This window comes from uncultured Tateyamaria sp., from assembly GCF_947503705.1.
GTDB lineage: Bacteria > Pseudomonadota > Alphaproteobacteria > Rhodobacterales > Rhodobacteraceae > Tateyamaria.
In genome coordinates this window covers 308,827-324,830 of the sequence record NZ_CANNES010000003.1, presented here as the reverse complement: position 1 = coordinate 324,830, position 16,004 = coordinate 308,827, and the positions used below count along the sequence as shown (strand labels likewise).

Genomic DNA, 16,004 nt, shown 5'->3' with positions numbered 1-16,004 from the left:
TCTGAAATATAAACCTGAAACACAGGGCGGCTCTACCCGGGCCGCCCTTTTGCTATTGGGGTGTAGGATTCGGTCGGTCGGTGCAAAAGATCAGCCTGTTCCCAAACGGATCAGAGATCGTCATGTCGTCCATCCCCCAAGGCTGGTGTTGCACTCCGGGGCGGGCATGGCGGTAGGATTTCGCGTTGAGCGCTTTGCAATACCTGTGCACGTCATCCACCTCGATCCGAAGACTGGCACCCGGGCTCGCATCGCCAAAATGCTCGGACAGATGGATTTCGCAGCGATCCAGGATAAGGCCCGTGTAAAGCGGAGTGTCCGGCTCAAAGCGAAATTCGAAGGTTGGGGTAAAGCCCAGAAAATCAATATAAAACTCGCGTGCCTTGACCTCATCAAAACTGCGCAGAATTGGAATGGGCGGTGCAAAGCGGGCCATGGCATACTCCGGTCGGGTCAACGGCGCCAAAATGCGTTACTGGCCGGGACCGGTCCAGCCCTTTGCCTGCCGAAAACCGGAAGTATCTCGATAGGGCGCGTCACTGATCCGACGGTTTTGCATCCGGGTCTGGCTGACCGATCCCCTTGAACACCGCCTTAAGCGGAAAGGCCCAGATCACCCCAAGCCCCACATAGATCAGCAACTCCACCAGCAACGAGGGCCGTTCGAACAAAGCCACCAGGTTAACAGCCGCGATGATATAGAGCGGCAGGCCGACAAACAGGATCAGCACGGACAGTCGTTTGCGGGTCTTGTAGCTGAGCGCCATGGGGCCTCCTCAATCGGCGAATGGATCGCGGACCAGGATGGTGTCCTCCCGCTCCGGTGAGGTGGAAAGTAGGGCCACTGGGCAATCAATCAACTCCTCCACGCGGCGCACGTATTTGATGGCGTTGGCGGGCAACTCGGCCCAGCTGCGCGCGCCTTCGGTCGATTCGGACCAACCGGGCATTTCCTCGTAAACGGGGGTGCAGCGGGCCTGCTGATCGGCGGCGGTGGGCAAGTAGTCCATGCGCACCCCGTCCAGCTCGTATCCCACGCAGATTTTCAGGATCTCAAACCCGTCAAGCACGTCAAGTTTGGTCAGGGAAATCCCGTTTACGCCGCTGGTGGCACAAGTCTGGCGGACCAGACAGGCATCGAACCAACCACAGCGGCGCTTGCGCCCCGTCGTGGTGCCAAACTCGTGGCCCCGTTCTCCCAAACGCTGGCCGTCATCGTCAAGCAGTTCAGTCGGAAACGGCCCCTCGCCCACACGGGTGGTATAGGCTTTGACGATGCCCAGCACGAAATCAATGGCACCCGGGCCCAGGCCCACGCCCGTGGCGGCCTGACCTGCGATCACGTTGGACGAGGTGACAAACGGATAGGTGCCGAAATCGATGTCCAGCAAAGCGCCTTGTGCACCCTCGAACAGGATGCGTTTGCCGGCCTTGCGGGCCTCTGTCATGACTTTCCAGACCGGGGCGGCATAGGCCAGAATGCCTTCGGACACTTCGCGCAGGCTGGCGATCAGCGCATCGCGGTCCACTGGCTCAAGGCCCAGCCCCCGGCGCAGCGCATCATGGTGAACAAGGGCGCGGTCCACGCGCAATTCAAGGGTCGCTGGGTCGGCCAGATCCGCTACACGCACCACGCGGCGGCCCACTTTATCTTCATAACATGGGCCAATACCGCGCCCGGTGGTGCCAATCTTGGCCACGGAATTCTGCGCCTCGCGGGCCCGGTCTAACTCCCCGTGAATGGGCAGGATGAGAGGGGTGTTTTCGGCGATCATCAGCGTCTCTGGCGTGATCTCAACACCTTGGCCGCGCAACGTCTCAATCTCGGACAAGAGATGCCAGGGGTCGAGGACCACGCCATTGCCAATGACGCTCAGCTTGCCACCGCGGACGACACCGGAAGGCAGGGCGTGCAACTTGTAGACGGCCCCATCAATGACCAGAGTGTGGCCCGCATTGTGCCCCCCCTGAAAACGAGCGATCACATCCGCGCGTTCGCTCAGCCAATCGACGATCTTGCCTTTGCCTTCGTCGCCCCATTGAGCGCCGACAACCACCACATTGGCCATTTGATGTCCCTTTCCTAAGAACCCGCGCCCGTATAGCGACGCAGGTCGCAGACGCAAACCGCAATCTGCATTTCTTTTGGCGCAAAGCCCGACCGTATATGTGGCACTTGCCGCCACGCCCGGCGCGCCATGACTGCTTCAGAGGTTGGGAGCAGAGCTTTTCAAATCTCCTGGCCCCAAATATCCCCGCCGAAAGCATCCCAAGAGTTGCACCAGAGGCCGCTTCGCGGCATGTACACGCAAAGCACACAATATCGGAGGCGCAAGATGGGCTTTCTCTGGCGCTGGCTCTTTGCCCTTGGTCTTTTGACGGCCACCTACAATCCGACTCAATACAACTATGTCCGCTGGGTCATGGACTACGGCAATGCCAACCTGTCCATTGCCGTGTTGTTGGGGCTTTTGCTGCTGATTGGCTATATCATTTACCTCAGGGCCACGCTCCGATCGATCGGCGGGATCGGCATGGGGCTGGTGCTGGCGCTGGTCGGATCAGGGCTGTGGGTGCTTTATGATCTGGGCTTGCTCAAGCTTGACGATGGGAACCTGAACACCTGGCTGGGCCTGATCGCCCTTTCCCTTGTATTGGGCATCGGCCTCAGCTGGAGCCATGTGCGCCGCCGATTGTCTGGGCAATCCGATATGGATGATGTCGACGATTGACCCTGACCTTGATCCAATTGAGGCTACGCCATGACATTATTTGTTTGGGCTCTGCCCCCGGTCTTTGGCCTACCCCAGGATTATTTTGAACAGGGATTTTAGGACCGACCCAGGGTGACCGGGGCGCCGTGTGGTGTGCGCAAATAGGCCGCTTCCCAGGCATCGCGGGTTGTAGCCAATTCGGTTGCGTCTGCGTGGCCATCTTCGGCCATCAGCAGTTCAAGCGTTTCCAGCCAGGCATTGAAATAGTCATCACCGCCGTTCAACGCGCGGGCGAGCCCGTGTCGTTTCAGCGTTGCGCCAAAGCGCGCCGCCCAGTCGGACCATTCAAAGCGTCCCGCTTCATTCAGGTGCACCGTCAGCGCAAAAAGTTGGGCATGCCAGGGCGCTTCAAAGACCGGTTCAGGCTTCATGCCGGGGCCAGATAGCTTTGCCACATGTCCACGATCACCTCGTCATCCGGGTGCTCGGCATGCGCCCAAAGGGCTGCGGCCTTGAAGGCCACCGCATAAAGCGGCTCTGGCGCTTCACCCAACCCGTGCGCACTGCTGTCGGGCAGGACGTGACTGCCGTGCAGCCGAAGGATCTGGCCGGTGGCCCCTGCAGCATAGGATGGCAGTCGCGTGTGCCCGCCGGTGACGATCATGTTTTCGGGAAAGGCGCGGGCTGCTACTGTATCGCCGGGCTTGAAAAGCGGGGCCACGTTGCTGGGCCTGTCTGCCGGGCCACCTTTGGCCAGCACGTCCGCGACGGACTCGGCCTTGAGCTTTTTGTGCGTCAAGTCGCTGGCCCCAAGCGCTTTCCCTTTTGCCAACTCTTCGCGGCTCAGCGCACCTTTTTCGACCAAAAGATCGGCCAGCGCCGAAATCCACTTTTCGTAATAGCTGAACCGCCCGTAATCCGCAGGCGAAAGGCATTCACGCGCATGCCGCGACACATCGATGTTCCAAAGCCCCAGCGACCCGCTGGCCAGCGTCAGAGCCAGGGCCCGGGGATGCCAATCAGCGTGGAATTTCACGTGTTCCGCTTCGGGCACCACCGGCCCGTCACCAAAGCGGCCACCCATGTCATGCAAGCGGGTCATGGGGCCTTGGCCAATCCGCAGCCGATCATCGAATCGCGCGTCACCAGATCCATCAGCGCCGCCTCGTCCAAACCTTCGGTCCCTGCGGGCCGTTGCGGGATCACCAGATAGCGGACCTCTGCCGTCGAATCCCAAACGCGCACGGCGGTGTCCGCGGGCAAAGTCACCCCGAACTCGGCCAGCACCTTGCGCGGCTCGCGCACGGTACGAGCGCGGTAGGCGTCGGACTTATACCACCCCGGCGGAATGCCCAGCAAAGGCCACGGATAGCACGAGCAGAGTGTGCAAACGACCATGTTGTGCACCTGATCGGTATTCTCGACCGCGACCATATGTTCACCCTGACGGCCGTAATATCCCATTTCTGACACCATAGCGTCCGCATCTTCCAGCAAGGCTGCGCGAAAATCAGGATCGCTCCAGGCGCGGGCGACCACATGGGCACCGTTGCGCGGGCCAATACGGTTCTCGTAGGTGTCTATGATCTCGTCCAGGGCGACGGGGTCCACCAAACCCTTCTGGGTCAGGATCGTCTCCAGCGCTTTGACGCGCAACGCAGGCTCGGGAGGGAGCAAGCTGTGAGGGTGGTCGTGGTCGGAATGATCATGGGGCATGGATCGGATCATGGGATGCAAGATGCCGATTTGTCCAGAGGGCCAAATCCCGACTTGTCTCTTTGGGTCGAACCGCCACTTGCCCCGGCGGGCAATCTTGCATAGATACCGCCCATCGCGCAGCAAAGAGCTAAACCGCCTCATGGAAAACGTCGTTCTCATCATCCATCTGATACTCGCGCTCGGCCTTGTAGCCGTAGTGCTGATGCAGCGCTCCGAAGGGGGTGGTCTGGGCATGGGTGGCGGCGGTGGCGGCGCCATGACTGGGCGAGCGGCCGCTACGGCGATGGGCAAGGTAACATGGATCCTCGCGATCTGCTTTATCATCACGTCGATCACGCTCACGATAATTGCCGCGCAAAACTCGGCAGGCACATCCGTGATTGACCAATTGGGCATCACGCCACCTGCGCAAAATGCGCCGGGTGACGGGTTGGTGCCCCCAGCCGGTGACCTGTTGCCGCCTGCGGCTGGCGACAATGCGCCTCTGGTTCCAACCGCTGACTAAGACAAAATATTGAGGGCTGGGAACGACTTGCAACATCATGTTGCGATGACCTTGCCCTTTTGATCCGAATCCTGATAAACTGAGGTCCCGTGGGGTGTGCCAAGTGGCACATGCTGCAATTGGCCTTTTGCCTGATCGAACGACCAGATCAAACCACGGGGACTGCACTCAATGGCACGCTATATCTTCATCACCGGCGGCGTTGTTTCATCGCTTGGCAAGGGCCTCGCCTCGGCTGCGTTGGGCGCATTGTTGCAAGCGCGGGGCTTTTCGGTGCGCCTGCGCAAGCTTGATCCTTACCTCAACGTTGACCCCGGCACGATGTCACCCTTTGAGCATGGCGAGGTTTTTGTGACCGATGACGGGGCCGAAACGGATCTTGATCTGGGCCACTACGAACGGTTCACCGGCGTGGCGGCGCGCAACACCGATTCCATATCGTCGGGCCGGGTCTATTCCACCGTGCTCGAAAAAGAGCGGCGCGGCGACTACTTGGGCAAAACGATCCAGGTGATCCCGCACGTTACCAACGAAATCAAAGACTTCATTAGCATTGGCGACGATGAAGTCGACTTCATGCTGTGCGAAATTGGCGGCACCGTGGGCGACATCGAAGGCTTGCCCTTCTTTGAAGCGATCCGCCAGTTCAGCCAGGATAAACCCCGCGGCCAGTGCATTTTCATGCACCTGACGCTGTTGCCTTACATCAAGGCCTCCGGCGAGTTGAAAACCAAGCCGACACAACACTCGGTCAAGGAACTGCGCTCCATCGGGATCGCGCCCGACATCCTCGTCTGCCGTTCCGAGGGGCCGATCCCGGTCAAGGAACGCGAGAAACTGGCGCTGTTCTGCAATGTGCGCCCTGAAAGCGTGATCGCGGCCCAGGACCTGTCAACGATCTACGACGCCCCCCTCGCTTATCATCGCGAAGGCATGGATCAGGCCGTGCTTGACGCGTTCCAGATCAGCCCCGCACCCAAGCCCGACCTCACCAAATGGGAAGACGTGAGCGACCGGATCCACAATACCGACGGCACCGTCAAGGTCGCCATTGTGGGCAAATATACCCAGCTTGAGGACGCTTATAAATCCATCGCCGAGGCGCTGACCCATGGCGGCATGGCCAACCGGGTCCGCGTCAAGATCGAGTGGGTCGATGCCGAGTTGTTCGAGAACGAAGACCCCGCGCCCCACCTCGAAGGGTTTCATGCGATCCTTGTGCCCGGAGGCTTTGGCGAACGGGGCACCGAGGGCAAAATCAAGGCGGCCGAATTCGCGCGCACCCGCAAAGTCCCCTATCTGGGCATCTGTCTGGGCATGCAAATGGCCGTAATTGAGGCGGCGCGCAACGTGGCGGGCCTTGCAACCGCCGGCTCCGAAGAATTCGACCATGAGGCGGGCAAAAAGCGTTTTGAACCAGTCGTGTACCACCTCAAGGAATGGGTACAGGGCAACCACAAGGTCGAGCGCAAGGTGGGCGACGACAAGGGCGGTACGATGCGCCTTGGCGCATATGATGCCGTCCTGACGGCAGGCAGCCGCGTTGCCGACGCCTATGGCAAAACCCAGATCGATGAACGCCACCGGCACCGCTATGAGGTCGACATCAAGTACCGTGAACAGTTGGAAAAGGCGGGGCTGAATTTCTCGGGCATGTCGCCTGATGGCCGCCTGCCGGAAATCGTGGAATGGCCCGATCACCCATGGTTCATCGGCGTGCAATTCCACCCAGAGCTCAAATCCAAACCCTTCGCCCCACACCCCCTGTTCGAGGATTTCGTGCGCGCCGCCAAGGACGTATCGCGACTGGTCTAACAAGCGCCGCCAGGCCGTCGGTCAGGTATGGGGCAGTACCGCGACTAATCCTGCCGACTGCCCAACACACGCTCAATCTGCGACAAACCACGTGGCCCGGCATAAAGGTCCGGCTGGTCGAAAACAGGATGGGTCAGCGCCTCTTCGACCGTGATGAACACCCAGCCCTGATCCGCGTACCAATCAAGCAAGGTCAGCAAGTGATCCGCATTAATGCGGTTCAGGTGGATCAACAGAATATGATCCACATCTGCACCAAGCGTGCTTTGGGCAAGGCCTTGGAAATAGCCGGTCCGCTCTTGCATGTGAGCCACGTAGGCCCGGGCAATCCGCTCTGCCAACGCGGCGTCATTCTGCGCCAGCGCGTCCAGATATTCGGCATTGTAACGCCACTCATCATTATCGATGGTCACCGGCACATTGCGGTAGCCAAACTCGGCCAACACACGATCCGCCGCCTCTTTGGTTTCTTCCGTCTCGCCCTCACGCAAAAACGGAAAGCGGTAATATCGCGGCCCTGCAATCCAGTCCTCCAGAACCTCGTCGGTGCGGCGTGTTTCATCGCGAAACGCGGCCTCGGTCAGGGTGCCGTAATCCGGATGCGACCAACTATGATTTCCGATCCCATGCCCGGCATCGGCAAAAGCGCGCAGCGCAGGTTCTGACGCGGCGTTGATCTGCTGTCCCACCGCAAAACCCGTCGCTATGATTCCATGTTGTTGCAAGGCGGCGTTGATGCGTTGCACGTACCGCAAACCCTCGGCGGGCGTCGTGCGCGAGGGCATCACATAAGGCAGATCATCAATCGTTATTGCCACCCGCGAGGGCGCTGTGATCACCTCTGCAACAGGTTCATTGGGGAATTCGGGGCGGTCGTCGGCATCCCTGAACATCAGAACCGTCGCGCCGATCAAGGCAGCACCACAGACAACGAGGACGAGCACGTTCCGGTTCACTTCATCTGCCCTGTTGGCCACGGATAAGCGGGATCAGCCTAAAAGGACGCGGCAGGCTTGCCCAGCGTCAAAGCGACGGTGAACGGATGTGCACCACGTGCCCGAAGTCCGATCTTGCACCTTTGGCAATGCACAACGCCGTCTGTTCTGCCACCCTTCTTTGTCAGACACGCACGCAGCCCTGCATTTGGCCATGAACCGCAGGCGGTTCTGCCCGATTCGCGGCTTCGGCGTGGATCACGCCGTTAGCCGTTGCGCGCAGGTGCCAATCCGCTACACCCTTCCCATGCTCAGCTATCAGCACATCTATCATGCCGGAAATCTGGCCGATGTTCACAAACACAGCCTTCTGGCGTGGATGCTCGACTATCTCACGCGCAAAGATAAACCTGTCAGCTATATCGAAACCCATGCGGGCCGTGCGCTTTATGACCTGAGCGCGGATGAGGCGCGCAAGACCGGTGAGGCGGCCATGGGGATCGCGCGCGTGCGTGACTGGTTTGCCGCCGATCATCCTTACATGAAAAGCCTGGTACAAACTGCTGAAACAGATGGCGAAAACGCTTATCCCGGCTCGCCCATGATTGCGACGCAGCGCCTGCGCGACAGCGATCACATCACACTGGCAGAACTGCATCCGGGCGAACATAATGCGCTTGAACTGGCCCTTCCCACGGCAACCTGTCGGCGCAGTGACGGCTTTGCCATGGCCCATTCGATGCTGCCGCCGACGCCACGGCGGGGCCTGATGCTGATTGATCCCAGCTTTGAGATCAAGGATGACTACGACACCATTCCCACCCATATCCGCAAATACGTTCGCGCATGGAATGTGGGTGTCATCGTGTTCTGGTATCCGATCCTGACATCAGCGGCGCATCACAACATGCTGAAAACGCTACAAAGTGATCATCCGGATGCATTTCGCCACGAGGTGCGGTTTCCACCCGCACGCAAGGGACATGGCATGATCGGCTCGGGCCTCTTTGTGATCAATCCGCCCTTTGGTCTTGCGCAAGAGGCCGCAAAACTGAAAACTCGCTTTGATCAACTGAAGTAAGGCTCGCGACCACACGTGTTTGAACGGCTTTTTCCAAAACGCTCCAAGGCAAAAAAACCACTGCCAGAGCCCACGCCCCAACTGGCGCTCGGCGCGCTTTTGGTGCGCATCGCCATGGCAGATCGCAATTATCAGGCGGCCGAGGTTGGGGCCATCGACAAGATCCTGTCCGGCACCTTTGATCTGAAACCGCTGGAGGCGGCCAAGCTGCGCGCCACATGCGAAGCGCTGGAACGGGACGCACCGGGCACGCCAGAGTTTGCAAAAATCCTCCATGAAACAGTGCCTTACGGGGATCGCCTCGCCTTGGCCTATGCCATGTGGCAGGTTTTGCTGGCCGATGGTGATCACGCCCCCATTGAGGAAGAAACGCTGCACCAGATCGAGGCCGCCCTCGGCATCACCCCCGAAGACAGCGCCAATATCCAGACCCGCGCGCTTGGCTAACGCCGCGACCCGGCCTATATCGCGCATATGTTTCAAGACTTGCTCAAACGGCTGATCCAGCCTGAACCCGCCCCCATCGCAGATGCCGATGCGCGGCTGGCTCTTACCGCATTGCTGGTCCGTGTGGCCCGGTCCGACCATGACTACAGCGCTGAAGAGACCGCGCGGATCGATGCGATCACCCAGGCCCGCTATGGCCTTTCCGCTCAGGATGCCAGTGACTTACGCGCCGAAGCTGAAGCAATGGAGGCCGAAGCGCCCGACACCGTTCGCTTTACCCGCGCCATCAAGGATGCGGTCGCCTATGACGAGCGGCTCGCCGTGATTGAGGCGCTTTGGCAGGTCGTACTGGCAGATGGTCAGCGAGCTCAGGAAGAGGACGCCTTGCTGCGTCTGGTGTCGAACCTCTTGGGCATTTCCGACCGCGACAGCGCGCTGGCCCGCCAAAAGGTCGCCAAGTGATCGCCAGCCTGGGCATGTACGCCATGCCCCATGCGCACGGCGCAACCGACCGGTTTTGGACAGCTATCCGCGATGCTCTGGGATACGGGCCAAAGCGACTGGACCAGAGCGGCGATTTGTGGGCCCAGTGGCTTTCGCCTGATCTGCTGTTGTCGCAGACTTGTGGCTTGCCGTTTCGGGCGCGCCTGCACGACAAAACCTCCCTTGTGGCCACTCCTGACTTTGGCCTGCCGGGCTGCCCGCCGGGTCATTACAACAGCGTCCTGCTTGTCAGGCACTCGAACCCGGCGACCTGCCTTGCTGATCTGGATCGACCAAGACTGGCGTATAACGAGGCGCTGAGCCAGTCGGGCTGGGCCGCCCCCTTCGCCCATTTTCGCGTCCACGGGCGCATGTTCCAAACGGGCCCGCAAACCGGTGCGCACGCCGCCTCCGCCCGCGCTGTGGCGCAGGGCGCCGCCGATATCGCGGCCCTTGATGCGCTGACCTGGAAAATGTTGCAGCGCGAGGACCCGGAGTTGACCTGCCGCCTCAAGGAGATCGGGCGCACCGACCCCACGCCCGGCCTGCCCTATATCACTGCCCTCGCCCACGATCCGGAACCCATCGCGACAGCCATCGCAACAGCGATTGCCCAACTGAACGTGGCAGATCGCGACACACTTCAACTCAAGGGCGTGGTTCGTATCCCTGCCGCCGATTATCTGGCCATGCCTGTTCCACCATTGCCGTGACCAATCACGCGCCATTTGGCGTGAAATGAGGCGTTTAGGCAGGGTCCGCGCCGTTTTCTGCGTAGACAACTGTGCGATTCTGCGCCCTTATGCCCGGCAACCTTAGTCAATTAGCGTGCCCACTTGACCGACCAGCCTGTCATCGAAATTCGCGACCTCCACAAAGCCTACGGGCAACTTGAGGTGCTAAAAGGCGTTGATATCAGCGCAAAGAGGGGCGACGTCGTATCACTGATCGGGTCCTCCGGATCGGGCAAGTCCACCCTTTTGCGCTGCTGCAACCTGCTGGAAGACAGCCAGCAAGGCGAGATGCTGTTCAAGGGCGAGCCGGTGACCTGGAAGGGCAAGGATCATGGCCGTCGGCCGTCTGACCCCAAACAGGTGCTGCGCATCCGCACCAACCTGTCGATGGTCTTTCAGCAGTTCAACCTGTGGGCTCACATGACGATCCTGCAAAACGTGATGGAGGCGCCCGTGACGGTGCTTGGCCGCGCCCCGGCTGAAGTCGAAAAAGCCGCGCGCGGCTACCTGGACAAGGTGGGCATCGGCGACAAGTGCGACGTCTATCCGGCACAACTGTCCGGTGGCCAGCAACAACGCGCCGCTATCGCCCGCGCCCTGTGCATGGAGCCTGAAGCCCTGCTTTTTGACGAGCCGACCAGCGCTTTGGACCCGGAACTGGAACAAGAAGTCGTCAAGGTGATCAAGGACCTGGCCGCCGAAGGACGTACCATGTTGATTGTGACCCACGATATGAAACTGGCCGCCGATGTGTCGGATCACGTTGTGTTCCTGCACCAAGGCCTGATCGAAGAACAAGGGGCGCCAGAGCAACTCTTTGGCGCGCCCAAATCCGAACGACTGCGCGGGTTTCTATCTGCGACCCACGCTGCGTAACCAAAAACAAAAAACGGGAGTACTCACTCATGAAATCCATTCTTTTCGGCACAGTCGCAGTTGCGATGACCGCCACACTTGCCATGGCAGACGGCCATTCGGTCGTACGCATGGGCACCGAGGGCGCCTACCCTCCCTACAACTTCATCAATGACGCAGGCGAGGTCGACGGCTTTGAGCGCGATTTGGGCGACGAGCTGTGTGCGCGTGCCGAACTGACCTGCGAATGGGTCAAAAACGACTGGGACAGCATCATCCCCAACCTCGTGTCCTCGAACTATGACACCATCATGGCGGGCATGAGCATTACGGACGAGCGCGACGAAGTCATTGACTTCACTCAAGACTACTTCCCGCCCACCGCGTCCGCCTATGTGGCTGCCGCCGAAGGTGTGGACCTTGAAGGCGGCGTTGTCGCCGCTCAGACCGCCACGATCCAGGCAGGCTTTATCGCTGAGTCCGGTGCAACACTGGTAGAGTTCGCCACGCCCGAAGAAACGGTTGCCGCCGTGCGCAATGGTGAAGCGGACGCCGTGTTTGCCGATCGCGACTACCTCGCGCCGCTGGTCGAAGAATCGGGTGGTGAGCTGATGTTTGTCGGCCCCGACGTACCGCTGGGTGGCGGCGTTGGCATGGGCCTGCGCGAAAGCGACACCGAACTGAAAGAGAAGTTTGACGCGGCCATCACCGCCATGAAAGCGGATGGTTCGCTCAACGAACTGCTGATCAAGTGGTTCGGCGAAGAAACCGCACTGTACTAAACGACGCTGCATGTCCGGTCTGGAAACGGACCGGACATGCGCCAACCCAATCGGCAGGGCCACAAAGATGCGCCCGCCACATAAAATGGGTGTAAAAGTCAACGGGGACGGCTGACACGTGATTTCGGGACGTATCATTTGCGTTGCAACCGCCTTGCTTGGCGTGGGATCCCCGCTATGCGCCGCCATGTTTTCAGCGGATACGGCGCAAGCATCTTCGGAATACAGCTCGGATTTCAAGGCCATCTTCACCATTGACGGCAGCGGGCTGCGTGATGGATTTGATCAGGTCGTCAAAGACAGTGATAGCATCACGGGTGCAGCCCAAACCCAGGACATTACCGACGCGCATGACACCTATCTGCGCGGAAACCATTGGACGACCGCTGCGGGCACCACCCCCCTTGATGCGGCGATCACCTGGGGTTTTGATCTGCCTGTCACCTTGGGAGGCATCCATATCTGGAACCACCGGTCCGATAACATCGCAAACAATTCCGGGTACGAGCCGACGCGCTTTGACCTCACGATTTTCGGCTCCCAAAACGCTGTGCTGGCGCGATTTCTCGATGTTGCCTTGCTGCCGAACACGCCCACGGCACAAACCTTTTCCTTGCCCGCCATTCTGTCTGATGTCGTAGCCGTGCAATTCAAGGTGCGCGCCGTCGAAGCGTCGCCCGATTACACTGGTCTTGCAGAGGTCCGCTTTGACACTACTCGAACGGCTGATGCCGTGCCCCTGGTGGCGCAATGATGTTCGGCATCTGTCATTGCTCAGGACTGTTCAGCCGGTCAAAAGTGGTGAAAGGGGCCTCAGATCTTTAGTTTTTGCACAGACCCCGACCTACTCACGACTGCCCCTTGGATGGCGTGTTACCTGACGACAGGTGTGCACATGTCCTTCTATATCAGCTTTCTCAAGGTGTTGGGCATTCTGGCAGTTACGGCCCCTGTGGCGCTGGCCTTTGGATTTGGCGGGGCCATGGCCGCCCGGTCGCGCCTGTTGCCCCTGTCGATCTTTGGCAAGGGCTACATCGCCATCGTGCGGGGCGTGCCTGACATCGCCTTCTTCCTCTTTTTCGTCATCGCGCTCGATCAGGGGTTTGAATGGCTGCGCCACCAGGCGCTCTGCCCCGATTGGACTGACCCCATTCGTCAGGGCAATGATTTCCTGGTCTGTCCGCGGGCCAAGCTGCCTCTTGGAACCGCGCCGCAAACCGTGCATCAGCTCTATGCCTTTGGCTTGGCGGTCATTACCTTTGCGCTGGTCTTTGGGGCTTTTGCCGCCAACGTGATCTTTGGCGCCATGCGGGCTGTGCCCAAAGCTCAACTTGAGACAGCCGAGGCTTACGGCATGTCCCCGCGTCAGACCTTCTGGCGCATTCTGGTGCCGCAAATGTGGGTCTTTGCCCTGCCGGGTCTCTCGAACCTGTGGCAGGTTCTGATCAAGGCAACGCCGCTCTTGTTCCTGTTGGGCATCGAGGATGTCGTCTACTGGGCCCGCGAACTGGGCGGGACTAAGACGCCGCGCTTTACGTCATACCCGCATGGGGACTGGCGGATGTGGTACTTCCTGGCGCTGCTGGTCTTTTACCTCTTCATGACCTGGGGGTCGGAAAAGATCCTCAAACGGTTGATGAAACGCCTCACCCGCGGGCAGGCCACCACAGGCGGCGAAGCCCAGCGCAAAGGGGTGGCGGCATGAGCTGCATCGAGACCATCCAATCCTACGCCCTGCGCTCCATCGGCATTGGTGATCGACTGCTGCCGCGCAGCGATTTCACCTTGTGCGAACAGTTCACCCTGATCGGGTCGGGCATGATCTGGAACGTCTATTTCGGGATTATGGCGCTCGCCACAGGGTTCTTTCTGGCGACGGCCATCGCGGTGGCCAAGGGTCTGCCCAACCCATGGCTTCGCAAGCCTGCGGAATGGTTCATCTTCCTCTTCCGGGGCTCGCCGCTCTTTATCCAGTTCTTCTTTGCCTACTTCCTGTTTCTGAGCCTCAAGGGTGTGCACCCGATTTTTGATCCGTTCACCGCCGCCTGGCTGGGCGCGTTGATCGTGCTGTTCCTGAACACCGCCGCCTATTCGGCCGAGATTTTTTATGGCGCGCTCCAATCCATCCCAAAGGGCGAGGTTGAGGCGGCGGATGCGTACGGGCTATCGGGCTGGTCCCGCTTTCGCCGGATCGTGTGGCCCACAATGCTGCGCTTGGCCTGGCCCGGCTACACGAACGAGGCGATCTTCCTATTTCACGCGACCACACTGGTCTATTTCTCGGGCTTTCCGGCCTGGCAGCAACGGGGCGATGCACTTTATTACGCGAGCTACTTCGCGGACAAGACCTTTAATCCCTTTGTGCCCTACCCCATCCTCGCGATGTATTTCATCCTGCTGACGCTTGTGATCATTGGCATATTCGGGCTGGTCAATCGGCGTCTGAACCGGCACCTTCCGGCCAATACGCGCACCCGTTTGAAGGTTCGACCCAATCTGATCCGATAGGCCAAAGAACTTAATGCCTCCGGCGGAGATTTTGGAACAGAGAAGATAAGACCCATGCATGACTGGCTTGCTGATAATCCCGAAATCCGTGCAGTACGCGTCGCAGCGTCTGATCTGAACGGCGTGGCGCGAGGCAAACGGATGCCGGTGCGCTTTGCCGACAAGGTGGCAACCGATGGCACCCGCTTTCCCATGTCCGTGCTGAACCTGGACATCTGGGGCGAGGATATCGAAGACAGCCCCCTGGTCATGGAAAGCGGCGACCGCGACGGCGTCTTGCGCCCCACCGAGCGGGGATTCATGCCGATGCCTTGGCTGACCACGCCCACGGGGCTGTTGCCGATCTGGATGTATCACGAAGATGGACGACCTTTTATGGGGGACCCACGCCATGCCTTGGCGTCCGTACAAAATCGTTTGAAAGCCAAAGGGTTGACCCCCGTAGTTGCGGTAGAGCTTGAATTCTTCCTGATCGACGATGCGGGGGGCCGTCTGCGCGTGCCGCCCTCGCCCCGGTCCGGCAAACGGCGGGTGGCGGGCGAGATCCTGTCCTTGCGAGCCCTCGATCAATTCGACGACTTTTTCACCGAGCTATATGACGCCTGCGAGGCCATGGACATTCCTGCCGACACGGCCATTTCCGAAAGCGGGCTGGGCCAGTTCGAGATCAATCTGATGCACCAGGCGGATGCGCTAAAGGCGGCTGACGATGCTTGGCTGTTCAAGATGCTGGTCAAGGGGCTTGCGCGCAAACATGGCTTTGCCGCCTCCTTCATGGCCAAACCTTACGAGGATTACGCAGGTTCCGGACTGCACATGCATTTCTCGGTGCTGGACCAGGACGGCAACAACGTATTCGACAACGGAACGGACGCGGGCAGTGACATGCTGCGCCATGCGGTGCAGGGCTGTTTGGCGGCAATGCCCGGGTCGATGCTGATCTTTGCGCCCCATGCCAATTCCTATGCGCGACTGGTGCCCGGAGCCCATGCACCCACCGGCATCGCCTGGGCCTATGAGAACCGGACCGCAGCCATTCGCATCCCCTCTGGCCCACCGGCTGCGCGGCGGATCGAACATCGCTTGGCAGGCGGCGACGTGAACCCTTACCTGTCGATTGCCGCTGTGCTGGGGGCGGCACTCAATGGGATCGAGGACGGCATCGCACCGCCCGCCCCGATCACCGGCAATGCCTATGCCCAGGACCTGCCGCAGGTGCCAAGCACGTGGGCCGACGCGATCAGCGCCTTTGAGAGCAGCGCCGAGGTTGCCCGCATCTTTTATGCCGAACTGGTGCGCAACATGCTGCTGACCAAGCGCCAAGAGGCCCGCGAGATGGCAGAGCTCACACCCGAGGAGCAGACCGAAATCTACCTCGACTCTGTCTGAACCGCGCTTTACCTTGTTGCCATAACCCTCAGGTGAT

20 protein-coding genes are annotated in these 16,004 nt (G+C 60.0%); 13 read left to right on the top strand and 7 right to left on the bottom strand.

The window, feature by feature from the left end; translation table 11 throughout:
- Window positions 1-52: 52 nt before the first annotated feature.
- From Q1A44_RS10240 to Q1A44_RS10230, 3 genes are all read right to left on the bottom strand, one after another.
- Complete coding sequence (locus tag Q1A44_RS10240) at window positions 53-436, bottom strand: glyoxalase superfamily protein (RefSeq protein ID WP_299623953.1); 384 nt, start codon at window positions 434-436, stop codon at window positions 53-55.
- 100 nt (window positions 437-536) lie between these two features.
- Window positions 537-767, bottom strand: coding sequence for a DUF2842 domain-containing protein (locus tag Q1A44_RS10235; protein WP_299623950.1), 231 nt, complete (start codon window positions 765-767; stop codon window positions 537-539).
- Window positions 768-776: 9 nt separating this feature from the next.
- Window positions 777-2,069, bottom strand: a complete 1,293-nt coding sequence (locus Q1A44_RS10230; protein WP_299623947.1) for an adenylosuccinate synthase — start codon at window positions 2,067-2,069, stop codon at window positions 777-779.
- Window positions 2,070-2,336: 267 nt separating this feature from the next.
- Here Q1A44_RS10230 and Q1A44_RS10225 point away from each other — a divergent pair, with 267 nt between their 5' ends.
- Window positions 2,337-2,732: a DUF6524 family protein gene (locus tag Q1A44_RS10225; RefSeq protein ID WP_299623944.1), complete on the top strand. Its 396-nt coding sequence runs from the start codon at window positions 2,337-2,339 to the stop codon at window positions 2,730-2,732.
- 98 nt (window positions 2,733-2,830) lie between these two features.
- Here Q1A44_RS10225 and Q1A44_RS10220 read toward each other — a convergent pair whose 3' ends face one another.
- Genes Q1A44_RS10220 through nthA form a run of 3 tightly spaced genes read right to left on the bottom strand, consistent with a single transcriptional unit; the run spans window position 2,831 to window position 4,430 of the window.
- Window positions 2,831-3,145, bottom strand: coding sequence for a nitrile hydratase accessory protein (locus tag Q1A44_RS10220; protein WP_299623941.1), 315 nt, complete (start codon window positions 3,143-3,145; stop codon window positions 2,831-2,833).
- Window positions 3,142-3,816 (bottom strand): nitrile hydratase subunit beta, encoded by a 675-nt coding sequence (gene nthB / locus Q1A44_RS10215; protein ID WP_299623938.1) that lies wholly within the window; start codon window positions 3,814-3,816, stop codon window positions 3,142-3,144. Before nthB ends, Q1A44_RS10220 begins: the two co-directional genes overlap by 4 nt.
- Window positions 3,813-4,430, bottom strand: coding sequence for a nitrile hydratase subunit alpha (gene nthA / locus Q1A44_RS10210; protein WP_299624251.1), 618 nt, complete (start codon window positions 4,428-4,430; stop codon window positions 3,813-3,815). Before nthA ends, nthB begins: the two co-directional genes overlap by 4 nt.
- A 142-nt stretch (window positions 4,431-4,572) precedes the next feature.
- Between nthA and secG the strand changes: the two genes are divergently transcribed.
- Both secG and Q1A44_RS10200 read left to right on the top strand, forming a co-directional pair.
- Entirely contained in the window at window positions 4,573-4,938 is a 366-nt protein-coding gene (gene secG, locus Q1A44_RS10205) for a preprotein translocase subunit SecG (RefSeq protein WP_299623935.1), read from the top strand.
- A gap of 171 nt (window positions 4,939-5,109) precedes the next feature.
- A complete protein-coding gene (locus tag Q1A44_RS10200; protein ID WP_299623932.1) occupies window positions 5,110-6,753 on the top strand; it encodes a CTP synthase in 1,644 nt (547 codons plus the stop codon).
- Between the two features lie 44 nt (window positions 6,754-6,797).
- On the opposite strand, the gene Q1A44_RS10195 is transcribed toward Q1A44_RS10200, so the two are convergent.
- Entirely contained in the window at window positions 6,798-7,709 is a 912-nt protein-coding gene (locus Q1A44_RS10195; protein WP_299623929.1) for a polysaccharide deacetylase family protein, read from the bottom strand.
- A 286-nt stretch (window positions 7,710-7,995) separates the two neighbouring features.
- Between Q1A44_RS10195 and rlmJ the strand changes: the two genes are divergently transcribed.
- The 10 genes from rlmJ to Q1A44_RS10145 all read left to right on the top strand — a co-directional run bounded on the left by rlmJ (window position 7,996) and on the right by Q1A44_RS10145 (window position 15,967).
- Window positions 7,996-8,769, top strand: a complete 774-nt coding sequence (rlmJ, locus tag Q1A44_RS10190) for a 23S rRNA (adenine(2030)-N(6))-methyltransferase RlmJ (protein ID WP_299624247.1) — start codon at window positions 7,996-7,998, stop codon at window positions 8,767-8,769.
- A gap of 15 nt (window positions 8,770-8,784) precedes the next feature.
- Entirely contained in the window at window positions 8,785-9,216 is a 432-nt protein-coding gene (locus tag Q1A44_RS10185; protein WP_299623926.1) for a TerB family tellurite resistance protein, read from the top strand.
- A gap of 27 nt (window positions 9,217-9,243) precedes the next feature.
- Window positions 9,244-9,678: a TerB family tellurite resistance protein gene (locus Q1A44_RS10180; protein WP_299623923.1), complete on the top strand. Its 435-nt coding sequence runs from the start codon at window positions 9,244-9,246 to the stop codon at window positions 9,676-9,678.
- Window positions 9,675-10,412, top strand: a complete 738-nt coding sequence (locus Q1A44_RS10175) for a PhnD/SsuA/transferrin family substrate-binding protein (protein WP_299623920.1) — start codon at window positions 9,675-9,677, stop codon at window positions 10,410-10,412. The genes Q1A44_RS10180 and Q1A44_RS10175 overlap by 4 nt, the downstream gene beginning before the upstream one ends.
- Before the next feature lie 123 nt (window positions 10,413-10,535).
- Window positions 10,536-11,309: an ATP-binding cassette domain-containing protein gene (locus Q1A44_RS10170; protein WP_299623917.1), complete on the top strand. Its 774-nt coding sequence runs from the start codon at window positions 10,536-10,538 to the stop codon at window positions 11,307-11,309.
- Window positions 11,310-11,338: 29 nt separating this feature from the next.
- Entirely contained in the window at window positions 11,339-12,070 is a 732-nt protein-coding gene (locus Q1A44_RS10165) for a transporter substrate-binding domain-containing protein (protein ID WP_299623914.1), read from the top strand.
- Between the two features lie 187 nt (window positions 12,071-12,257).
- Complete coding sequence (locus Q1A44_RS10160; protein ID WP_299623911.1) at window positions 12,258-12,824, top strand: hypothetical protein; 567 nt, start codon at window positions 12,258-12,260, stop codon at window positions 12,822-12,824.
- Between the two features lie 63 nt (window positions 12,825-12,887).
- Window positions 12,888-13,775, top strand: coding sequence for an ABC transporter permease (locus Q1A44_RS10155; protein WP_299624244.1), 888 nt, complete (start codon window positions 12,888-12,890; stop codon window positions 13,773-13,775).
- Window positions 13,772-14,578 (top strand): amino acid ABC transporter permease, encoded by an 807-nt coding sequence (locus Q1A44_RS10150; protein WP_299623908.1) that lies wholly within the window; start codon window positions 13,772-13,774, stop codon window positions 14,576-14,578. Before Q1A44_RS10155 ends, Q1A44_RS10150 begins: the two co-directional genes overlap by 4 nt.
- A gap of 54 nt (window positions 14,579-14,632) precedes the next feature.
- Window positions 14,633-15,967, top strand: a complete 1,335-nt coding sequence (locus Q1A44_RS10145; RefSeq protein WP_299623905.1) for a glutamine synthetase family protein — start codon at window positions 14,633-14,635, stop codon at window positions 15,965-15,967.
- Window positions 15,968-16,004 lie beyond the last annotated feature (37 nt).